General features: G+C 63.7%; 14 protein-coding genes. 8 read left to right on the forward strand and 6 right to left on the reverse strand.

Annotation, left to right across the window (positions count from 1 at the left end):
- Positions 1-98 precede the first annotated feature (98 nt).
- A complete protein-coding gene (locus ABWK72_RS24010) occupies positions 99-1,241 on the reverse strand; it encodes an aldose epimerase family protein (RefSeq protein WP_367872112.1) in 1,143 nt (380 codons plus the stop codon).
- 234 nt (positions 1,242-1,475) lie between these two features.
- On the opposite strand from ABWK72_RS24010, the gene ABWK72_RS24015 reads away from it, so the two are divergent.
- The 6 genes from ABWK72_RS24015 to ABWK72_RS24040 all read left to right on the forward strand — a co-directional run bounded on the left by ABWK72_RS24015 (position 1,476) and on the right by ABWK72_RS24040 (position 8,284).
- Entirely contained in the window at positions 1,476-6,203 is a 4,728-nt protein-coding gene (locus ABWK72_RS24015; RefSeq protein WP_367872113.1) for an alpha/beta hydrolase, read from the forward strand.
- Positions 6,200-6,331 carry a hypothetical protein gene (locus tag ABWK72_RS24020; protein WP_367872114.1) on the forward strand — a complete coding sequence of 44 codons (132 nt, stop codon included), beginning with the start codon at positions 6,200-6,202 and terminating at the stop codon, positions 6,329-6,331. Before ABWK72_RS24015 ends, ABWK72_RS24020 begins: the two co-directional genes overlap by 4 nt.
- A gap of 72 nt (positions 6,332-6,403) precedes the next feature.
- Positions 6,404-6,847, forward strand: a complete 444-nt coding sequence (locus ABWK72_RS24025; protein WP_367872115.1) for a GAF domain-containing protein — start codon at positions 6,404-6,406, stop codon at positions 6,845-6,847.
- A gap of 45 nt (positions 6,848-6,892) precedes the next feature.
- Positions 6,893-7,381: a protein jag gene (locus tag ABWK72_RS24030; protein ID WP_367872116.1), complete on the forward strand. Its 489-nt coding sequence runs from the start codon at positions 6,893-6,895 to the stop codon at positions 7,379-7,381.
- Entirely contained in the window at positions 7,378-7,845 is a 468-nt protein-coding gene (locus tag ABWK72_RS24035) for a DoxX family protein (RefSeq protein ID WP_367872117.1), read from the forward strand. Before ABWK72_RS24030 ends, ABWK72_RS24035 begins: the two co-directional genes overlap by 4 nt.
- An 88-nt stretch (positions 7,846-7,933) precedes the next feature.
- The gene (locus ABWK72_RS24040) at positions 7,934-8,284 is read left to right on the forward strand and encodes an acyl-CoA thioesterase (protein ID WP_367872118.1); all 351 of its coding nucleotides are present in this window, start codon (positions 7,934-7,936) and stop codon (positions 8,282-8,284) included.
- A gap of 304 nt (positions 8,285-8,588) precedes the next feature.
- Here the strand turns inward: ABWK72_RS24040 and ABWK72_RS24045 are convergent, their stop codons facing one another.
- Both ABWK72_RS24045 and ABWK72_RS24050 read right to left on the reverse strand, forming a co-directional pair.
- The gene (locus ABWK72_RS24045; RefSeq protein WP_367872119.1) at positions 8,589-9,323 is read right to left on the reverse strand and encodes a hypothetical protein; all 735 of its coding nucleotides are present in this window, start codon (positions 9,321-9,323) and stop codon (positions 8,589-8,591) included.
- Positions 9,324-9,450: 127 nt separating this feature from the next.
- Positions 9,451-10,380, reverse strand: a complete 930-nt coding sequence (locus tag ABWK72_RS24050) for a hypothetical protein (RefSeq protein WP_367872120.1) — start codon at positions 10,378-10,380, stop codon at positions 9,451-9,453.
- Between the two features lie 119 nt (positions 10,381-10,499).
- Here ABWK72_RS24050 and ABWK72_RS24055 point away from each other — a divergent pair, with 119 nt between their 5' ends.
- Positions 10,500-11,018, forward strand: a complete 519-nt coding sequence (locus ABWK72_RS24055; protein WP_367872121.1) for a hypothetical protein — start codon at positions 10,500-10,502, stop codon at positions 11,016-11,018.
- A 152-nt stretch (positions 11,019-11,170) separates the two neighbouring features.
- Here ABWK72_RS24055 and ABWK72_RS24060 read toward each other — a convergent pair whose 3' ends face one another.
- A complete protein-coding gene (locus ABWK72_RS24060) occupies positions 11,171-12,751 on the reverse strand; it encodes an endo-1,4-beta-xylanase (protein WP_367872122.1) in 1,581 nt (526 codons plus the stop codon).
- Positions 12,752-12,881: 130 nt separating this feature from the next.
- Between ABWK72_RS24060 and ABWK72_RS24065 the strand changes: the two genes are divergently transcribed.
- Positions 12,882-14,441, forward strand: coding sequence for an NAD(P)/FAD-dependent oxidoreductase (locus ABWK72_RS24065; protein ID WP_367872123.1), 1,560 nt, complete (start codon positions 12,882-12,884; stop codon positions 14,439-14,441).
- 286 nt (positions 14,442-14,727) lie between these two features.
- Here ABWK72_RS24065 and ABWK72_RS24070 read toward each other — a convergent pair whose 3' ends face one another.
- Positions 14,728-15,597, reverse strand: a complete 870-nt coding sequence (locus tag ABWK72_RS24070) for an NAD-dependent epimerase/dehydratase family protein (protein WP_367872124.1) — start codon at positions 15,595-15,597, stop codon at positions 14,728-14,730.
- Entirely contained in the window at positions 15,587-18,271 is a 2,685-nt protein-coding gene (locus tag ABWK72_RS24075; protein WP_367872125.1) for a glycosyltransferase family 4 protein, read from the reverse strand. Before ABWK72_RS24075 ends, ABWK72_RS24070 begins: the two co-directional genes overlap by 11 nt.
- Between the last annotated feature and the right edge of the window lie 297 nt (positions 18,272-18,568).

Raw genomic sequence — 18,568 nt, forward strand, 5'->3', positions numbered from 1 at the left:
AAGTGACCGGCGAGGGAGCGACAAGGATCGACTCTGTCTCGCGCAGGGTCAAAAAAACGACCGCCGGAAGGATTCCCGGCGGTCGTTTTCAAAAGGCCTCACTCGGCGGAGAACTTGTGGATCATCACGTGCTTGTAAGTCTCACCCGGCTTGAGCACCGCGGTGGGGAAACCCGGTTGATTCGGAGCGTCCGGGAAGTTCTCGGTCTCCAGGCAGCAGGCGGTGCGGAAGGCATACTTGACGCCCTTCTTGCCGGCCACTGTGCCGTCCAGGAAATTGCCACCGTAGAACTGGACCGCCGGCTTGTCGGTGGAGATTTCCATCACCCGGCCGGACTTCGGATCCTTCAGGCGGGCGGCCAGCTTGATGCCGTTGCCGGGCTTGAGCACCCAGGCGTGGTCATAGCCACCGCCGAGCTTCAGCGCCTCGAACTTCGCGTCCACGCGCTCGCCGATCGCGGTCGGCTTGGTGAAATCCATCGGGGTCCCGGCCACCGGGTCCTGCTTGCCGGTCGGGATCAGGCCGGCATTCGTCGGCAGATACTTGTCGGCATTGAGTGTCAGGATGTGGTCGTTGATCAGCGTCGTCGGATCGCCGCTCAGGTTCCAGTAGCTGTGGTGGACGATGTTGAGGACGGTCGGCGCGTCGGTCTTGGCCTCCACTTCCCACTTCAGCTCGTTGGCCTCGGTCAGGGTGTAGGTGACCTTGGTCGTCAGCGTCCCGGGGTAGCCTTCCTCGCGGTCCGGCGAGACGTAGGTGAAGGCGATCGCATTCTTCGCCTCATCCGGCTCGGCCTTCCACATCCGCTTGTTGAAGCCGACCTTGCCGCCGTGCAGGTGGCAGGGGATGCCGCCCGGCTCGTTGTTGGTGGCCAGGGTGTATTCCTTGCCGTCCAGCTTGAAGACCCCGTTGGCGATGCGGTTGCCGAAGCGGCCGACGCTGGCACCGAAATACGGATTCCCGGCGGAAGCGTAGCCGTCCGCGGAGTCGAAGCCGTGGGTCACATCGGCGACCTTGCCGGCCTTGTCCGGGACTTCCATCGACACCAGGGTCGCGCCGAAGTCACAGATCTTGGCGCGCAGGCCGTTCTTGTTGATCAGGGTGTAGAGCTTGGCGTCTGCGCCATCAGGGGTTTTTCCAAAGGAGTCCACGGCGATTTTTTCGGCGGAGGCTGTTCCGATCTGGGCGGCACCGGCAAGCGCGGCTGCTGCCAACAAAGTCATCAAGGGTTGGGTCTTCATGGATTTCTCAAACGGGGTTGAAGGGTGAAATCGTTAGGCCGGGCTGTAAATGGGAAATCCCGTCCTAGTCATCTAGCCTCTAGAGCGGGAGTCGGGGCCCGGCAAGGACCGTGTGCGTATCGAGTGTGAAGCCAAGGCCCGATGCCTCCACGAAGAATCAGCTCCCTGTCCGCTCGACCGGCCGCTGAGTTGGGGGTTGATAGATGCTCCGCCACTGTCTTGATTGGTACCCGCATGCCCCCCTTCCGAAACGCCCTGATCGCGATAACCACTGGTTTCTGCCTGGCGTCAGGGGCGCACGGTCTGGATGCCGGTGGCGACGGGATGAGCGATATCTGGCAATGGAAATGGACAATCTCGGATGGCGACGGGGATTCGGATCCGGACGGCGACGGCGTGATAAACCGTGAGGAGGCGCGCTGGCGGACGAATCCCCATGACCGGGATTCGAGCCCGATCCTGAGCTTCGACCGGACCGGGGACAGCATCGAAGCCGCCTTCGTACCGCCACAAGCCGGCCAGAGATTGCAATTCGAATGGAGCAGCGATCTGGTAGAGTGGCGACCCCTCGGCGAGGAGGTGCTCCATCAGGCTGCTGCCACAGTGCCGGTGACACGCCGGCTTCCAGTCACGGCAGGTGGCAGGAGTTTTATCCGGGCGCGAATGATTGAGGAGGATGCCGACGCCGACGAACTCACGCTGTGGGAGGAGATCGTGATCGGCAGCGATGACACGCCGCTTCCCGGGGAGGAAGAGCTTCCCGGCGGGCTGAGCGATGCCGAGCGGTTTCACTACGGCATCCCGGATGCGAAGCAGGATAGCGACATGGACGGCCTTTCCGACGAGCAGGAACTGCTGCACAGGGGCTCCGATCCGCAGCAATACGATTCCCCCTTCGATTGGACGGACAGTGACGGGGATGGCATGGCCAATGGCTACGAGAAGCGTTACGGGCTCGATCCCGCGATCCACGACAACCCGGAGCAAGATGCCGATGGCGACGGCTTGCCGCTGTCGATAGAAGCTGCGATCGGAACGGATCCCTACGACACGGATAGCGATTGGGACGGCTTCAGCGACTACGACGAGTACAACGGAATCGCCGGAAGCAATCCCAACTCGGCAGCACCCGGCGATGTTTTCCGGGCCTCGTTCGGGGTTCGCAGCAGCCCCGGTAGCAGATTCTCGGTACCCGAGAGATTCCGACCGCTATTCAATGAGGGTGACTTTGGCCAGCTTGAGCTGGCGTACCATTGGGGCCCGCAGTATTATCCGACCCACCTCCATCCGGACCCCAACGGGGCGGCCCGGAACCGGATCGAGTGGGAGAATGCGGCACAGGCAATCGACGGCGCGCCCTACGGTTCTCCGACCGGCGATGCCTTGGTGGAGCACCTCCGCGGCATCACGCCTGCGGCCTCCTCGATGCCGCGGTCCCTCGGTTCCACCAACGTCTCCTTCTCCACCTCCTACTCCACGAGGTATCTAAGGCTGCCCGTGAAGGTGGTGGAATACCCGTGGAACGGGAATCCTGCCAATTACCTCGTGGAGACGAAGTATGACTTCGTCCATGAACTGTTGGTCGACAGGGGGGAATACGACCTGCAGGCGGCGGCGGCCCCCCGTGGTAGCTTGCGGTGGCGGCGAGAGAAGCTTACCCGGATCCTGGATGATCATGGCAGGGCTGCAACCGCGGCCCAGCTTTCCAGATACACCGAGTTGGATCGTGAGATTGTATGGGAAACATTTTCCGGTGCCGGTCCCTCTGCCGCTATGGAGAGCAATATGATCGATGAGGAGAGCCGGGCCTCCCACTTCTCGAGATTCAATCTGCTGCCGAATCAAGATGATACCACTCCGCTGGTAAGCCGGGACCGGGAGGTTTTCTTGGAAAGCCCGGATTATGATCCGGAAGACACCTACACGCCTTTCGGATGGATGTTCCGGGAAACCTTCGACTACCGTCAGACCGGGGAGTGGCAGACGATCTTCAACGTGATCCACCAGCATAACTCGGTGGTGACCATAGGGGATCGCCTTAGCCGCGTGTGGATGATGGTTCCGGGTGGCTCGAATCCTTACGCCTCTTGGCCGAAGAGGGAGCTGATCGTCTCAAACGCGCAGGGATTTACCCAACATCTGGAACTCGTCAGGGACGACCTGGAAGATCCCGATGACTACCCCAACCAATTCGGTCCCGCCGCGATGTTCGCCGACAGGATCTACATGAACAAGCACTATCAGGAGTCCACCGAACTCCGGGAGACCGCCCAGATCCCCCAGGCCGAAGCGGGGTTCGATGGAGATCAATTCGAGGAACTGGGGAGCGACTATCTGGCGAAGACGATCATCGCCACGAACGGGCCTGCCGGGAGCGAGATCGGTCTCACCGCTCATCTGGCGATCATGGACCGGGCTACGCTGCCCGAAGCGGCGAAGGTAGTCGCCTGGAATGCTACCTCTGGCACGGCGACATCGCGCGATGATAGCAGTTGCATCCACATCGCGGGGGAGACCCCGGGCGTGGTGACGGCCTCCCTCGAAGGGAACATCCTGTGGGAGTGGAAATTCATTGCCGGGCCGATCTTTCGTCCGGACTGGGATGGCGACGGGGAATTGACGGCAGCGGAGACACAGCAGACCGGCGAGAGCAATCCCTACCAATGGTGGGTGAATGATGACTCCGATGGCGGAGGAAGTCCCGATTCAGCGGACCAGGTGGTCAACGGCGAGGCAGACCTGAAGGACTGGTTTCCGCTGGAGATCAAGCTGGACGAATTGCTGGAGGAGTGGCCGGCCGGCAGCTACCAATATTCGCTGGCGAATCGGGATGGGGATGCCTTCGGTTTCCTGGAACTCACCGGGGTCTCAAGCAGCGGCGTGCGAGACTATCTAAAGAATCCCGTGACGAGGGCTGCACTGGCGGACCGGGCGCACGCGGTCACCAGTTCCTCCGGCACACAGCTCGGCGCAGGATGGCTGACGGCAGCAGCACAGGGTCAAGGTATCCTACTGTGCGAGCGGCGGAAACACAGCAGCCGGCCACTGGAGCTCCGGATCTCCCGGGGCGGTCTGCCCGTGGCGAGATGCAAGTTCCATTGCAGCTCGGATACCGGCATCCTCTACCCCGACCGCAATCGCGATGGGGTGATCGATTTCGAGGTGGATTCGCCGTCGTTTGGCGGGGAGCGCTTTGTGTGGTGGGTGAATGACGATGATGATGCAGGCGAGCATCAGGCACGGGAGCTATTGGACGCCTTGTTCATAGACAGCGGCACGGTCAGGGACACGGGGAGAGTGTTCTTGGATAAAAAAGGACCAATCCCCGACGTGCCCGGGCGCGTGATCTTGGATTCCGAAGACCGTGTTTCAGGACTGCCATGGTGGCTTGACTCGAGAAACCGCCAAGTCGATGGCCTGAGAGATCTGGTGGATTGGTTTCCGGCGCACCTCCGGCTTGCAGAGTTCTTGAAGCGGTGGCCTTCCGCCACGCATACCTACAGCTTGGCTCATCCGGAGGACGACGCCTACGGATTCTTCGAACTCGCGGCGCTGCCTCGCAACCGGGCGGGCGATTTCCTTCGCAACGTGGTAGTCGGGCGCCAGTTGGCCGACCAGTTGCACAAAGTCACCTCGCGTGAAGGAACGCCGCTCTCCCCTGCAACTTTGGAAGCCGCAGCAGCAGATAGCGGAATCGTTCTATTCGAGTGCCGCAAGCCGACATCGATAGGGATGGAACTCCGCATCAGCGACGGCTCGTCCTTGGTTGGGCGATTCCTGATTCCGATGGATGCGCGTCCGGTGGCAAGCCTGCTCAGCGACCTGAACATGGTGGACCGGCTTCATCCCTTGCCTCCGCCGGAAGATGAGATTCATGCCGAGTTTCCGCAGCGGCGGCGCGGCGTCTATTCCCGCACCGTGATTCCTGCAAAGTTCCGTACCAACAAGATGGTGGCATTCATTCACGGTTACAATGTCGATCAGACCTCGGCTGTCGGCTGGAATACGGAGACCTTCAAGCGCCTGCACCAGGCGGGATCGAATGCGCGGTTCATCGGGGTGACTTGGGATGGCTATTCCCACGGAGCAGCCAATTTCTACGACGCCTCCAAGAACGCATTCGTCACCTCCGAGTTTCTCAAGGACGATCTTGAACCGCTCCGCGAGGGCCGGGAACTTGTGGTGATTGCGCACAGTCTTGGCAATCTGGTCGCTGCCAATGCGATCGCCCGTGAGGGCCTGGATGCCTCGAAGTATCTCATGGTGGATGCTGCTATCCCCATCGAGTCCTACGACGCCGCTCAGACCGAGGTGAACGGGGTGAACATGAAGGAGAGGATGACCCCTCCCGATTGGCGATATTTGGAGGAGGGCCATAGCCACGTGTTTGCTTGGAACTGGGCCGGGCTGTTCTCCCCGGGCGATGCCCGATCCCGGATTTCGTGGGGAAACAGGTTTCAGGCAGCCGCCTCGCGTTCCTACAACTTCTATTCGTCCGGGGAAAATGTCCTGGGAGACCCGAACCCCGACGCTTGGACCCTCTACTATCTTCTTGAGGCGTTCACCGATCGCTCGTGGGTGGCGCAGAACTTCTGCAAAGGCCTCATCCCTGCGACCTATTGGAGCGGCGCCAGCGTCGGGGGCTGGGGCTTTACCCCCTATTGGAACGGAGGCGGCTCCTCTGCGGTGCAGCCCCCTTCCACCGCTTTTCTGGATCTGTTCCCCACCGCGGAATTCATCTCCAACCCGATATTCTCCCACTTCCCGCAATACGACAACTCGCCCTTGTTCGCGGTCTACGAAGGGCAGGCTCTGACCTTGCCGGATCTGGACCCGGTTGCACAAACCTATGCGTCCAACAAGCGGGTCCAAGCGAAGTTGCTCTCGGAGGCGATCCCGGCAATGAGCTTCGCCATCGGCGCAAACCCGGTGCACGTTCTGGGGGGCGGAACTTTGATATGATGGATCTTAAAAACGGATGGCATTCTCCCACCGAACCCCACTGGCTTCACTCGGATCTCAAGAATTCCGCGCTGACCTACACCCTTCCCCTGTGGCTCAAGCTGGTGGAAGTCGGTGAGCTGAAGTAAAAGGGTGTTCGGTTGAGTTCTGGAAGTTCCAATTTTCTTGTCTCCTGTAACAGGTGGCAGAAAAAGGCGGCCATGAGCCTCGATTTCCAAACCACCGCCGATCCCGCCGCTTGGCTGGGGGAAGTCCTCACCGCCTTCAATTGCCAGACCGGCACCCTCCACAAGGCCGACGGGGAGTTCCTCGACCTCGTCGCGCAGGTCGGCGTCCCGGAATTCCTCCTTCCGAAGATCGCCCGCATCCCCTTCGGCAAGGGCATCGCCGGGGTTGCCGCCGAGCGCCGCGAACCGGTCGAGCTGTGCAACCTCCAGGAGAATCTCGGCGGGGTTGCCCTTCCGGATGCCCGCCAGACGCAGGTTTCCGGGTCCCTGGCGGTCCCGGTCTTCGCGCCGGACGGCCTGAAAGTTCTCGGCACTTTGGGCGTAGGTATGCACGCGCCTCATGATTTCACCCATGATGAAAAAGCCCGCCTGTCGGCCATCGCGGCGCGCGTGGGCGAGGCTTGGTGTGCAAATTGAGCGCCGACATTGACCACAAGGCCATTGAGTCGTTAGATAGCAGCCATGACACCCGTCGGGGCTGCCAAAAAGATACTCGACACGATGCTCGGCCACCTCGGTTTCCACGTGGAAATCGAGATCCACGAGGACGAGGAAGAGCCGTGCCTGCAAATCCACGCCCCGCGTCCCGAGCTGTTGATCGGCAAGGACGGCGAGCGTCTGGACGACCTCCAGTATCTGGTCAATCGCGTGCTCAAGAAGCACTTCCCGAAGGCGGTGCGCGTCCGCATTGATTGCGAGCACTACCGGGCGATTCAGGAGGACAAGCTGAACGCGGAAGTGCGCGGCGCGGCGGATGCGGTCAAGGCCAGCGGCAAGCCCTTCAAGATGCGGCCCCTGAATGCCTATTACCGCCGCCTCGTCCACAATGTGCTGGTCGATGACACCGATGTGGAGAGCGTGTCGCCCGGCGGCGACGACCGCCTGAAGCGGATCATCATCCGGCCACGCGGCACGGGCGGTGCCGAAAGCCAGCCGGAAGCCACTGAATGAAACGCTTTTTCTTTGATTGCGGCACGCGCGACCCGCTGGCCTCCACGGGCCTGTTGGTCATGCGCACGGGCTTCGGCCTGATGATGCTCATCGGCCACGGTCTCGCGAAATGGCAGAATTACGGGGCGACACTCGCGAAGTGGACCGTCGCCCCCGGCATCTGGCCGCTGAGCAAGATGACCATGCCGATGAGCCTGATGGCGACCATCGGTGCCGAGTTCTTCGCCGCGGCCCTGCTCATCCTCGGCCTGGCCACGCGGCCTGCCGCCTTCGTCCTCGGCTTCGCCATGTGCGTGGCGGCTTTCCAAGTGGGTGCCCATTCGGATTGGTTCGTGCCCGCCCCGGGTGCCAAGGAACCCGCGGTCCTCTACTTGCTCGTCTGCTTCGTCCTGATCATCACCGGCGGCGGACAGTGGTCGCTCGACGCGACGTTCAATACCGAGAAGCGCCGCCGCCGGAGGTAGGGAGGAGCCCGGAGCAAAGAGCCCGGAGCAAAGAGCCGGGAGTTTGAACTCGAACTCTTGGCTCCATGCTCTTTGCTCCGCGCTGTCTATGGAAACGCACCGCCTCGTCCTGCCGGAGGACCTGAACCACTTCGGCTTCCTCTTCGGGGGGCGCCTCTTGGCTTGGGTGGACGAAGCCTGCTGGATCGCCGCCTCGATCGACTACCCGCATTGCCAGTTCGTGACCATCGGCATGGACAAGGTGGAGTTCCGCCACTCGGTGCGGCAGGGGACGATCCTGAACATCCGCTGCGAGCGCGAACACGAGGGCCGGACCTCCGTCGGCTACAAGGTGGAGGTCTTCGACCGCAGGAATCCCACCGCCCCTTCGATCTTCGCCACGCGGGTCACGTACGTGAGCGTGGATGACGCGGGGCGGAAAAGACCCCTCAGGAGCTGATTGATATGGCGCTCCGTCAGGGCTGCTCAAACCCTTCCAGAAAGCTCCACTGCCCATCGATGTACCCCCTTTGCGGCGCAGCCGCTTTGGAGTGCGGCGGGCATCGCCGCTTTCCTGCGGGACCACTTGGAAAATCGCCGTCTCGAATCCACCTCTTCGTCCGGCCGCAACCGTAGCCGCGTTTCCCGCTGCATCCTAGCTGGCAGCACAAGCCTAACAGACCCTCCCCGCTCCCGGCGGTAGAGTCTTTTTCCCTCCACGCTACCCGCCGGACCTTCCAGAGGGGAAATGCGCGCCGTTCCGATCAGGGCTTGATCCGGGGATCGGGCACGCTTTTAAAAGCCAGGGTCTTGAGCTTTGTGACAGTAGTAGCGTCGCCTTGTTTGGTGGCGAGCGCGACGAGCTCGAGGGTGGTTGCGACCAGGCGCTCGTCGCTGTTCTTGATCGAGCGCGCCGACATGGGGACGGCGGTGGATTTCATCATCGCCACCACGTGTTCGTGGTTGGCGATTTCACCTTCGAGGTAGCTGACGAAGCCACCGCCGTATTTGGTGAAGAGTTCGACTTCACCTTGGTTGAGGAGGGTCTTGTCGGCGCGGGAGAAGCACTTCTTGGCGAGGGCGGGTTGCTTGGCGTCGAGCGATTTGAAGAGGGCGACGCTGGCGGCTTCTTCGCCAAGTTTCTCGTTGATGGAGACCACGTTGTGGAAGGTTTCAGGCTTGCCCGTGCCGGCTTCGAGTTCCTTGACGTCGGCGTCGCGGATCGCCTTCAGCGAGGCGAGGGCCGGCGGATATTTGTCGGCGAGGTCCTTCCAGTCGCTGAGGGCGAAGGAGAGGCGGACGCCGTATTGGGCCCGATTGATCCGGAGAGCGTTCTTGTGATACCACTCGTGGCGTTCGAGGGCCTTGGCGTATTCGCCGGAGTCGGTGAAGGCTCGGGCATCGCCGAGGGCCTTGTCGGCTTCATCGTCCTTCGCGTGGGCAGCGGGGAGGGTTATCAAGGCCAGGGCGGCGAGGAGCAGGCGGACCGGTGTTTTCATGGGAGATGAAAGGATTCTATCGTGGGTTTCGGGCTTCTTAATGCACGGGAATGCAGGGATCGCCAAGCCTGCACACATCTTTCATAGGCCGCCCGTCCTCGACCCGGCGCGATGGCAAGTGGTCGGCTCAATCCGATTCGCTCACAGACAGCTTGAAGCCATTGCCAGGGTCCCTCCCGGTGAAACTGGTATCATCGTCTGTTAGAACCAATTCGATATCCCGGACGGGAATGTTTCGGACGGTGACAGTGTAGTCTCCTTCTTCATCGGCAAATCCGGCATCGAGTTTCTTTCCGTCCAACGCCTTGCGGAGTTCCCATTTCATGCCGCCGTCCTTGGAGTTGTCGAAGCCGTGACGGATACGAATCTGGAGGTTGTCACGGTGGCTGAGGCGTAGGGGGATCACGAACTTTCGGCCATGAGTCGCCGAGAACGAAAGTCCTGCCATTTTTATCGGCAAGGGATAGGTCACGCCTCCTTCGGGAGCCTTGCGGATGATTCGTTCGTCCAGCGGCTCCTTTACATCGGGTTGTGGCAGGGAAGCCTCCTTTTCAATCAGTTCGGCTTCCTTGCGCGCGAGTTCCGCTTCCCGCTCACGGAGTCGTGCAGCCTGCGTCTCCAGGGATTCCACCGCAGCTTGACGGGCTTCGGCAGCCTTCTCCTCGGCTGCCTGCTTTCTCGTTTCCATGAGGCGGCGTGCTTCTTCTACCGCCTTGCGGCGCTGTTCCGCTGCAGCCTCTGGATCGTAGGCGAAGCGCGTCCTCATCTCCTCGGACAGCTTCTCGAAGGGGATCTTCGCCGTGCCCGATTCATGCCTGATCGAGATGGTGGCGGCATCGACCTTGGTGACCTTGACCGACTTGTAGCTTTTGCCGTCGAGCGTCTCCAAGGATTCGAACTCTATCGGTTTCGCAGCGGGGTCTTTGTCGTCGAGTTCTTTCAAAGCTTCATCTGCTTCGGCGAGAACCTTCTTCATCTCCTCTTCCTGAATCTTTCCCTCTCGAAATGCCTTGGTAGTATCATCGATCCGACGCTGGATAGCTTCGGTCGTATTCATGTCATCCAGCGCAGTCGGGGCCTGCGCGAAACTACCGGTCGAGGACAGGATGAAAACCCAGGGGAGGAGAAATCTCACAAGCCCGTTATAACAATGAGGCGGAATTGAGCAATTCCGGAATGAGTGTTCCGCAGTTACAAGGCGTTCCGCTGCAAACGATCACCGGCACGGGCAATTGGGAGGTGACGGCGGCTTCCCCTTCCGCGGGGAACCTCACCCACTTGCCGATCCCCCCTCCGACTTCCAGATCGCCTCGCTACGCCACCGTCACCGCTTCCGGGGCTGCCGCGGACCTGGAGGAGAACGGCACGGGTGTTTCGAACCTGTTCCGCTACGCCTTCAACATGACCCGGAACGATCCGTATCGGAACGTGGTGCAGAGCGCCGGGACGACCGGGCTGCCCGCCCTGGTGGGATGGACGGAAAGCGGCCTGATGCGGATCGGCTTCATGCGCCGCAAGGCCGACCGCGCCCCGGGAATCAGCTACACCGTCCAATTCGGCGACCTCCCGGGTGCCTGGGAAGCGGTCGGGCATCAGGTCGGGCTCATCGACTTCGACGAGGACTTCGAATACGTGATCTGGGAAGACGAGGGCGGCCCGTATCCGCATCGTTTCGGTCGCGTGAAAGTGGAGTGAGTTCATCCGGCGGCGGGGATCCCTCCGGCTACTTTACTTTCCTTCCGGTATGAAGGGCTTCATACCGGAAGGAAAGTAAAGTAGCTCCGGGGGATCCCCGGATTTTAGCCACACCGGGCGGGGGCCTTCTACTGCCAGCCGCGAATAATCGCTCACTTCTTCACCCGCACTTCCCGGATCAGGAAATCGGCACCGGAGCCCGCGGCGTCGGTGCGGAAGTTCCAGCCCCAGCCGCCGGCGAAGTTGGCGTCCTTCACCTTCCAAGTGTGCTCGGACCAGTCCTTGCCCTCGGGAATCGTCCACCACTCGCCGCTGCCCTTGTAGCCGTTCAGGGACTCGTAGGTCAGGTTCATGCCCGCGGATTCGCCGGTGGGCAGGCGCTTGGCCACGACGGTGATCTCCAGCTCCTTGGTGGGGAAGGGCACGAAGCTCGGGTCCACGCGGAAGTAGGCATACACTCCCTCGCCGCCCTCCTTCACCTTGGCACGGCGGCAGGTCGAGGTGAGGTCGTTGACCACGGCGGTGGTCTCCGGGCTCTTCTGCTCGATGCCCTCGTTGCCGTTGGTCGCGCCGAGCTTGCAGGAGATGGCGGCGGCCTTCGCGAAGTCCGTGCCCCAAGGGAAGGGCTTGGAAGCATTCTCCTTCGCCTGCGCGATCAGGGCGGCGGTCGCGAGGGAAAACTTGGGAGTGCCCGCCGGAGCCCAGGTCACCAGCTTCTCGCCGAAGACGAAGCCGAAGGCACCGTCCAGATCGACCCAGCCGGTGTAGCCCGGCTCCGCGCCGAGTTCCGTGGTCAAGGTACGGTAAGCTTCGTAGACCGGGCGCTTGCTCCAGTCCTGGCGCAGGATGCCGTGGTCGGTGCCCTTCCCGTAGGCGGGGCCGCGGGCCTCGAACCAGAAGATCTTGTCGAAGCCCTGCGCGAGCGCGAGGACGTAGCCCTTGGTGAACATGTCGGCCTGCTTGCGGTCGGCGGCGTCGTCCGGGGCGATGGTCGATTGCACGCCGAACTCGGTGATCCAGAGTGGCGTGTCCTGCTTCTGGCCATTCGCCGCCAGCATCTGCCGCAGGCTGCCCGCCATGCTCAGGAAGCCGCGCTCGCCGCCGCCCTCCGCCAGCGCGCCGAGGTTCTCGTAGGGGTGGACGCAGACGTAGTTGAAGTGCCCCGCGGCACCGGCCTTGATCGTAGCGTCGAGGAAGCCGGTATCGAAGTTCGCCACGCTGAGGCCGACCTTCACGTCCGGGTTCACGGCCTTGGCGGTCTTGTAGGCCTCGCGGACCAGTTCGGCGTAGATCGCGGGCGTGCCGCCTTCGGAGAAGGAGCCGTTGAATTCGTTCCAGACTTCCCACCAGGGCACGTCCTTGCCGTAGCGGGTGACCATGCCCTTCACGTAGTCGCGCCAGTCCTGGATGTCCTTGAGCGGGACCTTGCGGGTGCTGCCGTCGCTGGTGGCCCAGGGCGCGGCATACCAGAGGCCGCCCGCGATGCGGATCTGGTGGGCCTTGGCGGAGGCGAGGGAGGCATCGGCGCGGTCGAAGGACCACTCGCCGCGCGCGGGCTGCATCGAGTGCCATTCCGGAAAGTAGCGGACCCAGGTGACGCCGGCCTCGTGGAGGAGGGGATTGAACTTCGGGTAATCGCCGGACCACTCCGCGCCCAGTGCGATGCCCCAGGGGCTGTCTTCCGCCAGCGCGGGGGAAAGCAGGGCGAGCGCGAGGAGCAGCGGGCGGGTCATCTTGAAGCTACGGGGCGGAGGGAGGATGGCTTGCAAAAGGTGGTCCGCACAGGGGACTTTGCGGACCACCTTTTTTCCGGACTACCTGAAGCTTGCCCGTCGCCCCGGCTCCTGCGATGACGCGCGGAGGATGATTCACACGCTCGACCTGATCCTGCCGCTCGAAGCTTCCGAGGATGAAGCGGCGTGGCTGGCTGCAGCGGCAAAGCAGCTCGGCCTGCCGCCCTCGCGGGTGAACGGGGTGCGTCTCCTGAAGCATTCGCTGGATGCCCGGCAGCGGGCGGTGAAGGTGCAGCTGCGCCTGGAGGTGGCGGTCGATGAAGTCTTCCCGCAGGAAGTCGCGCCGGTCTGGTCCGCGCCGCCGCTCCCTGCGAATGCGAAGACGATCGTGATCGTCGGCTGCGGGCCGGCGGGGATGTTCGCGGCGCTGCGGTGCCTGGAGCTGGGTCTGAAGCCGGTGGTGCTGGAGCGCGGCAAGGATGCGTCCGCACGGCGCTTCGACCTCGCGCCGATCCTGCGGCAGGGCACGGTGATCGAGGACTCGAACTACTGCTTCGGCGAGGGCGGTGCGGGCACCTTTTCCGATGGCAAGCTCTACACCCGCGCGACCAAGCGCGGCCCGGTGGCGCGGGTCTACGAGATCCTGGTGGCCCACGGCGCGCCGCCACAAATCATGACGGACGCGCACCCGCACATCGGCTCGAACCTGCTGCCGAACGTGGTGAAGGCGATGCGGGCTTCGATCCTGGAAGGGGGCGGCGAGGTGCGCTTCCAGACCAAGGTGGTGGATCTGATCACCAGCGGCGGGACCCTCCTCGGCGTGGTGACGGCGGATGGTGCGGAGATTATTGGCGATGCGGTGATCCTGGCGACGGGGCACAGCGCGCGGGACATCTACCGCTTGCTCGCTGCGAAGGAGGTGCTGTTAGAGCGCAAGCCGTTCGCGGTCGGCGTGCGGATCGAGCACCCGCAGCCCTTCATCGATGCGGAGCAGTATCATCTGCGCAAGGACGAGCCGCGGCACGACCTGCTGCCCGCGGCGCGCTATGCGGTGGCGACCAAGATCGACGACCGCGGCGTGCATTCCTTCTGCATGTGCCCGGGCGGCTTCATCGTGCCGGCCTCGACGGAGAACGACGAGGTGGTGGTGAACGGCATGAGCCTGGCGCGGCGCGACTCGCCCTTCGCGAACTCCGGCCTCGTGGTCACGGTCGAGCCGGAGGATACGGACTCCTTCGCCGCGGAACACGGCGTGCTCTCGGGGATCGGCTATCAGAAGGCTTTGGAAGTGGCAGCGAAGCAGGCCGGCGGCGGCGGGCAGGTGGCGCCGGGCCAGCGCGTGACGGACTTTCTGGCAGGCAGGATCTCGGCGGATCTCCCCGCGATGAGTTACTTTCCCGGAGGTAATCCCGCGCCGCTGCACGAGATTATGCCGCGGGGAATCGTGGATCGCATGCGGGCGGGGCTGAAGTTGTTCGACCGGAAGATCCGCGGGTATGCGGGGAAGGAAGCGCTTCTGTTAGGCTTTGAGACGCGGACCAGTTCGCCGGTGCGGATCCCGCGGCGGGATGATACTTTGGAGCATCCGGGGATGAAGGGGCTTTTCCCATGTGGTGAGGGTGCGGGCTATGCGGGAGGGATCGTGAGTGCGGCGCTGGACGGGATGCGGGTGGCGGAGGCGGTAGTTTGAAGAAATCTTCAATCACCAATCTTCCAATCATCAATCGGTCTGCCGCTGCGCGGGAAGAGGGCCTGAATGAGGCGCTGCCGCGCCGCCAAGGGGCAGGGACCTTATTGTCCCTGACACCGGTCCTGCCGCCAGTCCTGCTTCCCTACCGGCGCCAGCGACAATAAGGTCGCTGCTCCTTACGGCACATGCTCCTTACGCGGCAGCGCCTATTTCTTCGCGCAGCGCCACTTCGATTGATGATTGGAAGATTGGTGATTGATGATTTCCGGACGCCTTAATCGCACGGTCAGGGGAATCGAGTGAGCGGATGCCATCCCAAGACGCTCTCCGCCTTGCGTGCATCGGCGAGCGTTCCCGGTACGTCCGCAGGGTGGGCGGGTCCGTAGTGGACCTTTGCCGTGATGCCGGTCCATGCCTCGGCGGCGCGGAGCATGTCGTTCACGGAGTGATTCGTGCCGGTGCCGATGTTGAAGACCTCGAAGCCGTGGCCGGACCAAGCGAGGGCTGCTTCGACGGCCCGTGCGACATCCGAAACGTGCGTGAGGTCGCGGCGCTGGCTGCCGTCGCCGTGGATGGTGATCGTTTCACCGGCGAGGATCTTGCGGCGGAAGGACTCGAGGGCGAGGTCGGGCCGCTGGCCGGGACCCCAGACGGCGAAGAGACGTAGGGCGATGAAGTCGATGCCGTGCTTCTCCGCGAATATCCTGCCCCATTGCTCGCCCTGGAGCTTGGTGAGGGCGTAGGGACTGCAAGGGGATAGGGGATCTTCCTCGGAGCTCGGTGTGCCATCGGTGGGGCCGTAGACGCTGGAAGAGGAGGCGAAGATGAAGCGACGCAGGCCGCGCTTCCGGGCGTGTTCTAACAGGCTGATGGTCGCGCCGAGGTTCGTGTCGAGATAATCGAACGGACGCTCCATGGAAGGACGCACACCGCCGAGCGCCGCGAGATGGACGATATGGTCGAAGCTTTCATCCGGCAGTTCACCGCGACGGAGATCGCAATCGATGGTGCTCACGCCCGGCGGATGCGGCTCGGGTGGCGGGCGCAGATCGAGGGCGGCCACGGCATGGCCGGCGGCGGCGAGTTGCTGCACGACGTGGCGACCGATGAAGCCGGAGCCACCGGTGACCAGCACGCTTGCGGGGTCAGGGTTCATCGGGCAGGAAGAGGCGGAGGTAGTCGTCGGTCATGCGTTCCAGCAGGAAATGGCGGCGGATGTGCTCGCGGGCGGCTTCGCTCATGGCATCGCGACGAGCGGCGTCGCGTGCGATCTCGATCATCGCGGTGGCGAGGGCGGGGATGTCGCGCTTGGGGACGAGGTAGCCGTTCAGGCCGTCGATGACTTGTTCGGAAGCGCCGCCGACATCGGTGGCGATCACGGGCAGGCCGGAGGCGAGGGCTTCGAGCGAGGCATTCGGGCAGCCGGCGGGATCGGAGATCATCACGAAGACATCGCAAGCGGCGTGGAAGCTGCCGATGTCCTGCGTTTCGCCGAGCCACTCGACGGGCAGATCTCGGGAGAGTTCGCGGAGTTCGGCGGCGCAGTCCTCCGCGCCGGTCTCGACGCCACCGGCGATCTTGAGCACCGCATCGGGCAAGTCCGGGAGGGCGAGGCGGAAGGCGGCGATCAATTCGTCCAGGCGCTTCTGCGGGCTGATGCGGGCGGCGGTGCCGAAGACGAAGGCTCCTGTCACCGCCGGACGACGCCGCGGCTCAGCGGGCAGGATCACGCCATTCGGGATGATCTTCACCGGTGCGCCGATGGCTGCCGCGCGCTCGGCCTCCGCGGCGTATTTCACGGTGAAGCTTTCCAGCAGCCGCCCGTAGTCGGCGGGCACGCGGCAGGGCAGGCCGGGCGGCGGGTTTTCCATGCTGCGCTCGAAGGCGCTGAACCACATCTCGCCGGGGGAGATGTCGTGGACCTTGGTGAAGGGCAGCGCGTCCGCCAGCAGCAGCTTGTGGGTGGTGATGGCATTCCAGAAAACCACCGCGGCGGGTGCTGCGGCGGCCATCTCCGCGAGGATGAGGTCGATGGCTTCCTGCGCCGTGATCAGTCCGGCGGGCGGCGGGACGAAGACTTCAATGCCGTGCTCTAACAGGTCGATCCGGCCCGGCGTGGGGTGTTCGGGATACTCTTGCAGCAGGGCGATCCGCACGGACAGGCCGCGGGCGTGGAAGGATTTCACCAAGCGCCGCAGCGAGGACTGCGCGCCGCCCATGGAGAGGTTGTTGGTTACGAACCAGAGGGTCGTCGCGGGCTCAGCCGGACGGCAGGCGGCCTGCCGGGCGAAGCGGGCCACGCGCTCTGCCATGCGGTCGGTGGTGAAGTCGCGCCAGACGAGCTTGTGAGCGGAGGGCGGCGGCGAGAGCAGGGCCTCGGCGAGGACGGTTGCGAAGTAGTCCGGCGGGGCGTCTTCGTCTAACAGGGTCATCGCCGGGTTGTTCCAAGCCAGCTCGCGGGTGCCGCCGGTATCGCAGGCGACGACCGGCCTTCCGGACGAAAGCGCTTCGAGATGGGCGAGGCTGAGGCCTTCATGGGCGCTGCAGGAGATGAGGGCGTGTGCTTGGGCCAGGACCTCGCGGACGGGGATTGCGCCTTCGGTCCAGGTGAGATCGATGCCGTGTCTCCCGGCTTCGCGATCGACGGCGGCGCGGCTTTGGATGGCTTCTTCGAGGAGGGGAGAGGTTTCGCCTGCGATGATGAGGCGCAGAGGGGTGGTGATGCCGCGGGAAGCGAGTTCGGCGCGGGTGGCGGCGATGATCGCGGGGAGGAGTTCGAGGCGCTTTTGCGGGCGGGGATTGGCGATGCAGGCGAGGGTGAAGGGGGCTGTCTCTGCTTGAACTGTCGGGCGGACTAAAGTCCGCGCTCCCGGGGCGGGCAGGGGAGTTTCGGGGAAGTCGTTCGGGTTGATGCCATTCCAGACCGTGCGGACCGGTAGGCCGGGCAGTGCCTGGCGCAGCTCCGTCTCCGCGGCTTGGGAGCAGGCGAGCATCAGGGCGAGGTCGTCTTTCTGGAGCGTTTCCCAGGCGCGGGGCCAGCCGTGACTGGAGTTGTGAACGGTGGCGATCACGGGGATGCCGGACTTCGCGAGGGCGCGGGTCTCATCGGCATCGGTGAGGTGAACGTGCAGGACATCCGCGCCTTGGGCGATGGCGATCTTGGCAAGGATGCCGGCCCGCTCGTGGCGCGAGTGCTGCGAGAGATCGAGGAATCCGGCGGGAGCGGCGAGCGCGCGGCGGTGCGGCTTGCCGAGGACGACCAAGCGGGCGGCGATGCCGTGGCCGGGCAAGGCGTCCGCGAGATCGCGGGCGATCTTCTCCGCTCCGCCGTGCTGGAGGCTGGTGACGATCTGGTAGACCGAGAGCCGTTCATCGGTCGCCGCGAGGTCGAGAGCGGGCCAGTGGACCACGCGGGTGCCTGCAGGCAGCGGCTCGCCTCTCAAGCGGCTGGCGGCGGTGGCGGGGGAAGAGTGCCATTCGCAGAGGGGAGGCGGGAGTTCGCCGGAGTAATCGCCGCCGTGCCGGGCGTGGAATTCCGCCCATGCCCCGGCGGGCGGCAGGCCGATGGCGACGAGGTCCTTTCCCGGCAGGGATGGGGGCCGCTTGAAGAAGTCCGGTGCGCGTAGTACTTGCCCGGATTGGATGAGAAGGCAGGGGCCGTCCGGCTGCTTTGTTTCGCTGGGGGCGATTCCTGCTGCGGCGAGGCTCCGCTGGCTGCGTGCTACGAGCCAAGGCTTGCGCGGATCGCCGGCGAAGAGGAAGGCGAGGTGCTGGCCTGTCCCGCTTTCCGGAGACGGGGAGATGTCAGAGATGGACCGGGAGCGGGACACGGGGCTTTAGAACGATGAAGGTGATACCGGAGGGCGGCGCAGCCGCTTTGGAGTGCGGCGAGCATCGCCGCTTTCGGGCGAGTCGGGCCGGAGAGCGCCGTGTCGAATCCACCTGTCCAATGCTCCCTTAACCCTCGATCTCGAACGATCCATGTTACGATTCAAGGTAGCGTGCGCGAGTAGGGTCGGAGCGGGCGGCGCTTTTAGCCGACAGGCGGGGGTCGACGAAGGAGTGGATTCCATGCAACGACTTCCGGGGTGACCCGCACCAAAGCGGCGATGCCCGCCGCACTCCAA

Source organism: Luteolibacter sp. Populi (genome assembly GCF_040801775.1).
Taxonomy (GTDB): domain Bacteria; phylum Verrucomicrobiota; class Verrucomicrobiia; order Verrucomicrobiales; family Akkermansiaceae; genus Haloferula.

Excerpts from the sequence above, each read along its gene's own strand:
- ABWK72_RS24070 (WP_367872124.1), bottom strand. The coding sequence starts at position 15,597 with ATGAACCCTGACCCCGCAAGCGTGCTGGTCACCGGTGGCTCCGGCTTC.
- ABWK72_RS24035 (WP_367872117.1), top strand. The coding sequence starts at position 7,378 with ATGAAACGCTTTTTCTTTGATTGCGGCACGCGCGACCCGCTGGCCTCC.
- ABWK72_RS24055 (WP_367872121.1), top strand. The coding sequence starts at position 10,500 with ATGAGTGTTCCGCAGTTACAAGGCGTTCCGCTGCAAACGATCACCGGC.
- ABWK72_RS24060 (WP_367872122.1), bottom strand. The coding sequence starts at position 12,751 with ATGACCCGCCCGCTGCTCCTCGCGCTCGCCCTGCTTTCCCCCGCGCTG.
- ABWK72_RS24040 (WP_367872118.1), top strand. The coding sequence starts at position 7,934 with ATGGAAACGCACCGCCTCGTCCTGCCGGAGGACCTGAACCACTTCGGC.
- ABWK72_RS24045 (WP_367872119.1), bottom strand. The coding sequence starts at position 9,323 with ATGAAAACACCGGTCCGCCTGCTCCTCGCCGCCCTGGCCTTGATAACC.
- ABWK72_RS24010 (WP_367872112.1), bottom strand. The coding sequence starts at position 1,241 with ATGAAGACCCAACCCTTGATGACTTTGTTGGCAGCAGCCGCGCTTGCC.
- ABWK72_RS24050 (WP_367872120.1), bottom strand. The coding sequence starts at position 10,380 with ATGAATACGACCGAAGCTATCCAGCGTCGGATCGATGATACTACCAAG.
- ABWK72_RS24020 (WP_367872114.1), top strand. The coding sequence starts at position 6,200 with ATGATGGATCTTAAAAACGGATGGCATTCTCCCACCGAACCCCACTGG.
- ABWK72_RS24030 (WP_367872116.1), top strand. The coding sequence starts at position 6,893 with ATGACACCCGTCGGGGCTGCCAAAAAGATACTCGACACGATGCTCGGC.
- ABWK72_RS24065 (WP_367872123.1), top strand. The coding sequence starts at position 12,882 with ATGATTCACACGCTCGACCTGATCCTGCCGCTCGAAGCTTCCGAGGAT.
- ABWK72_RS24025 (WP_367872115.1), top strand. The coding sequence starts at position 6,404 with ATGAGCCTCGATTTCCAAACCACCGCCGATCCCGCCGCTTGGCTGGGG.
- ABWK72_RS24015 (WP_367872113.1), top strand. The coding sequence starts at position 1,476 with ATGCCCCCCTTCCGAAACGCCCTGATCGCGATAACCACTGGTTTCTGC.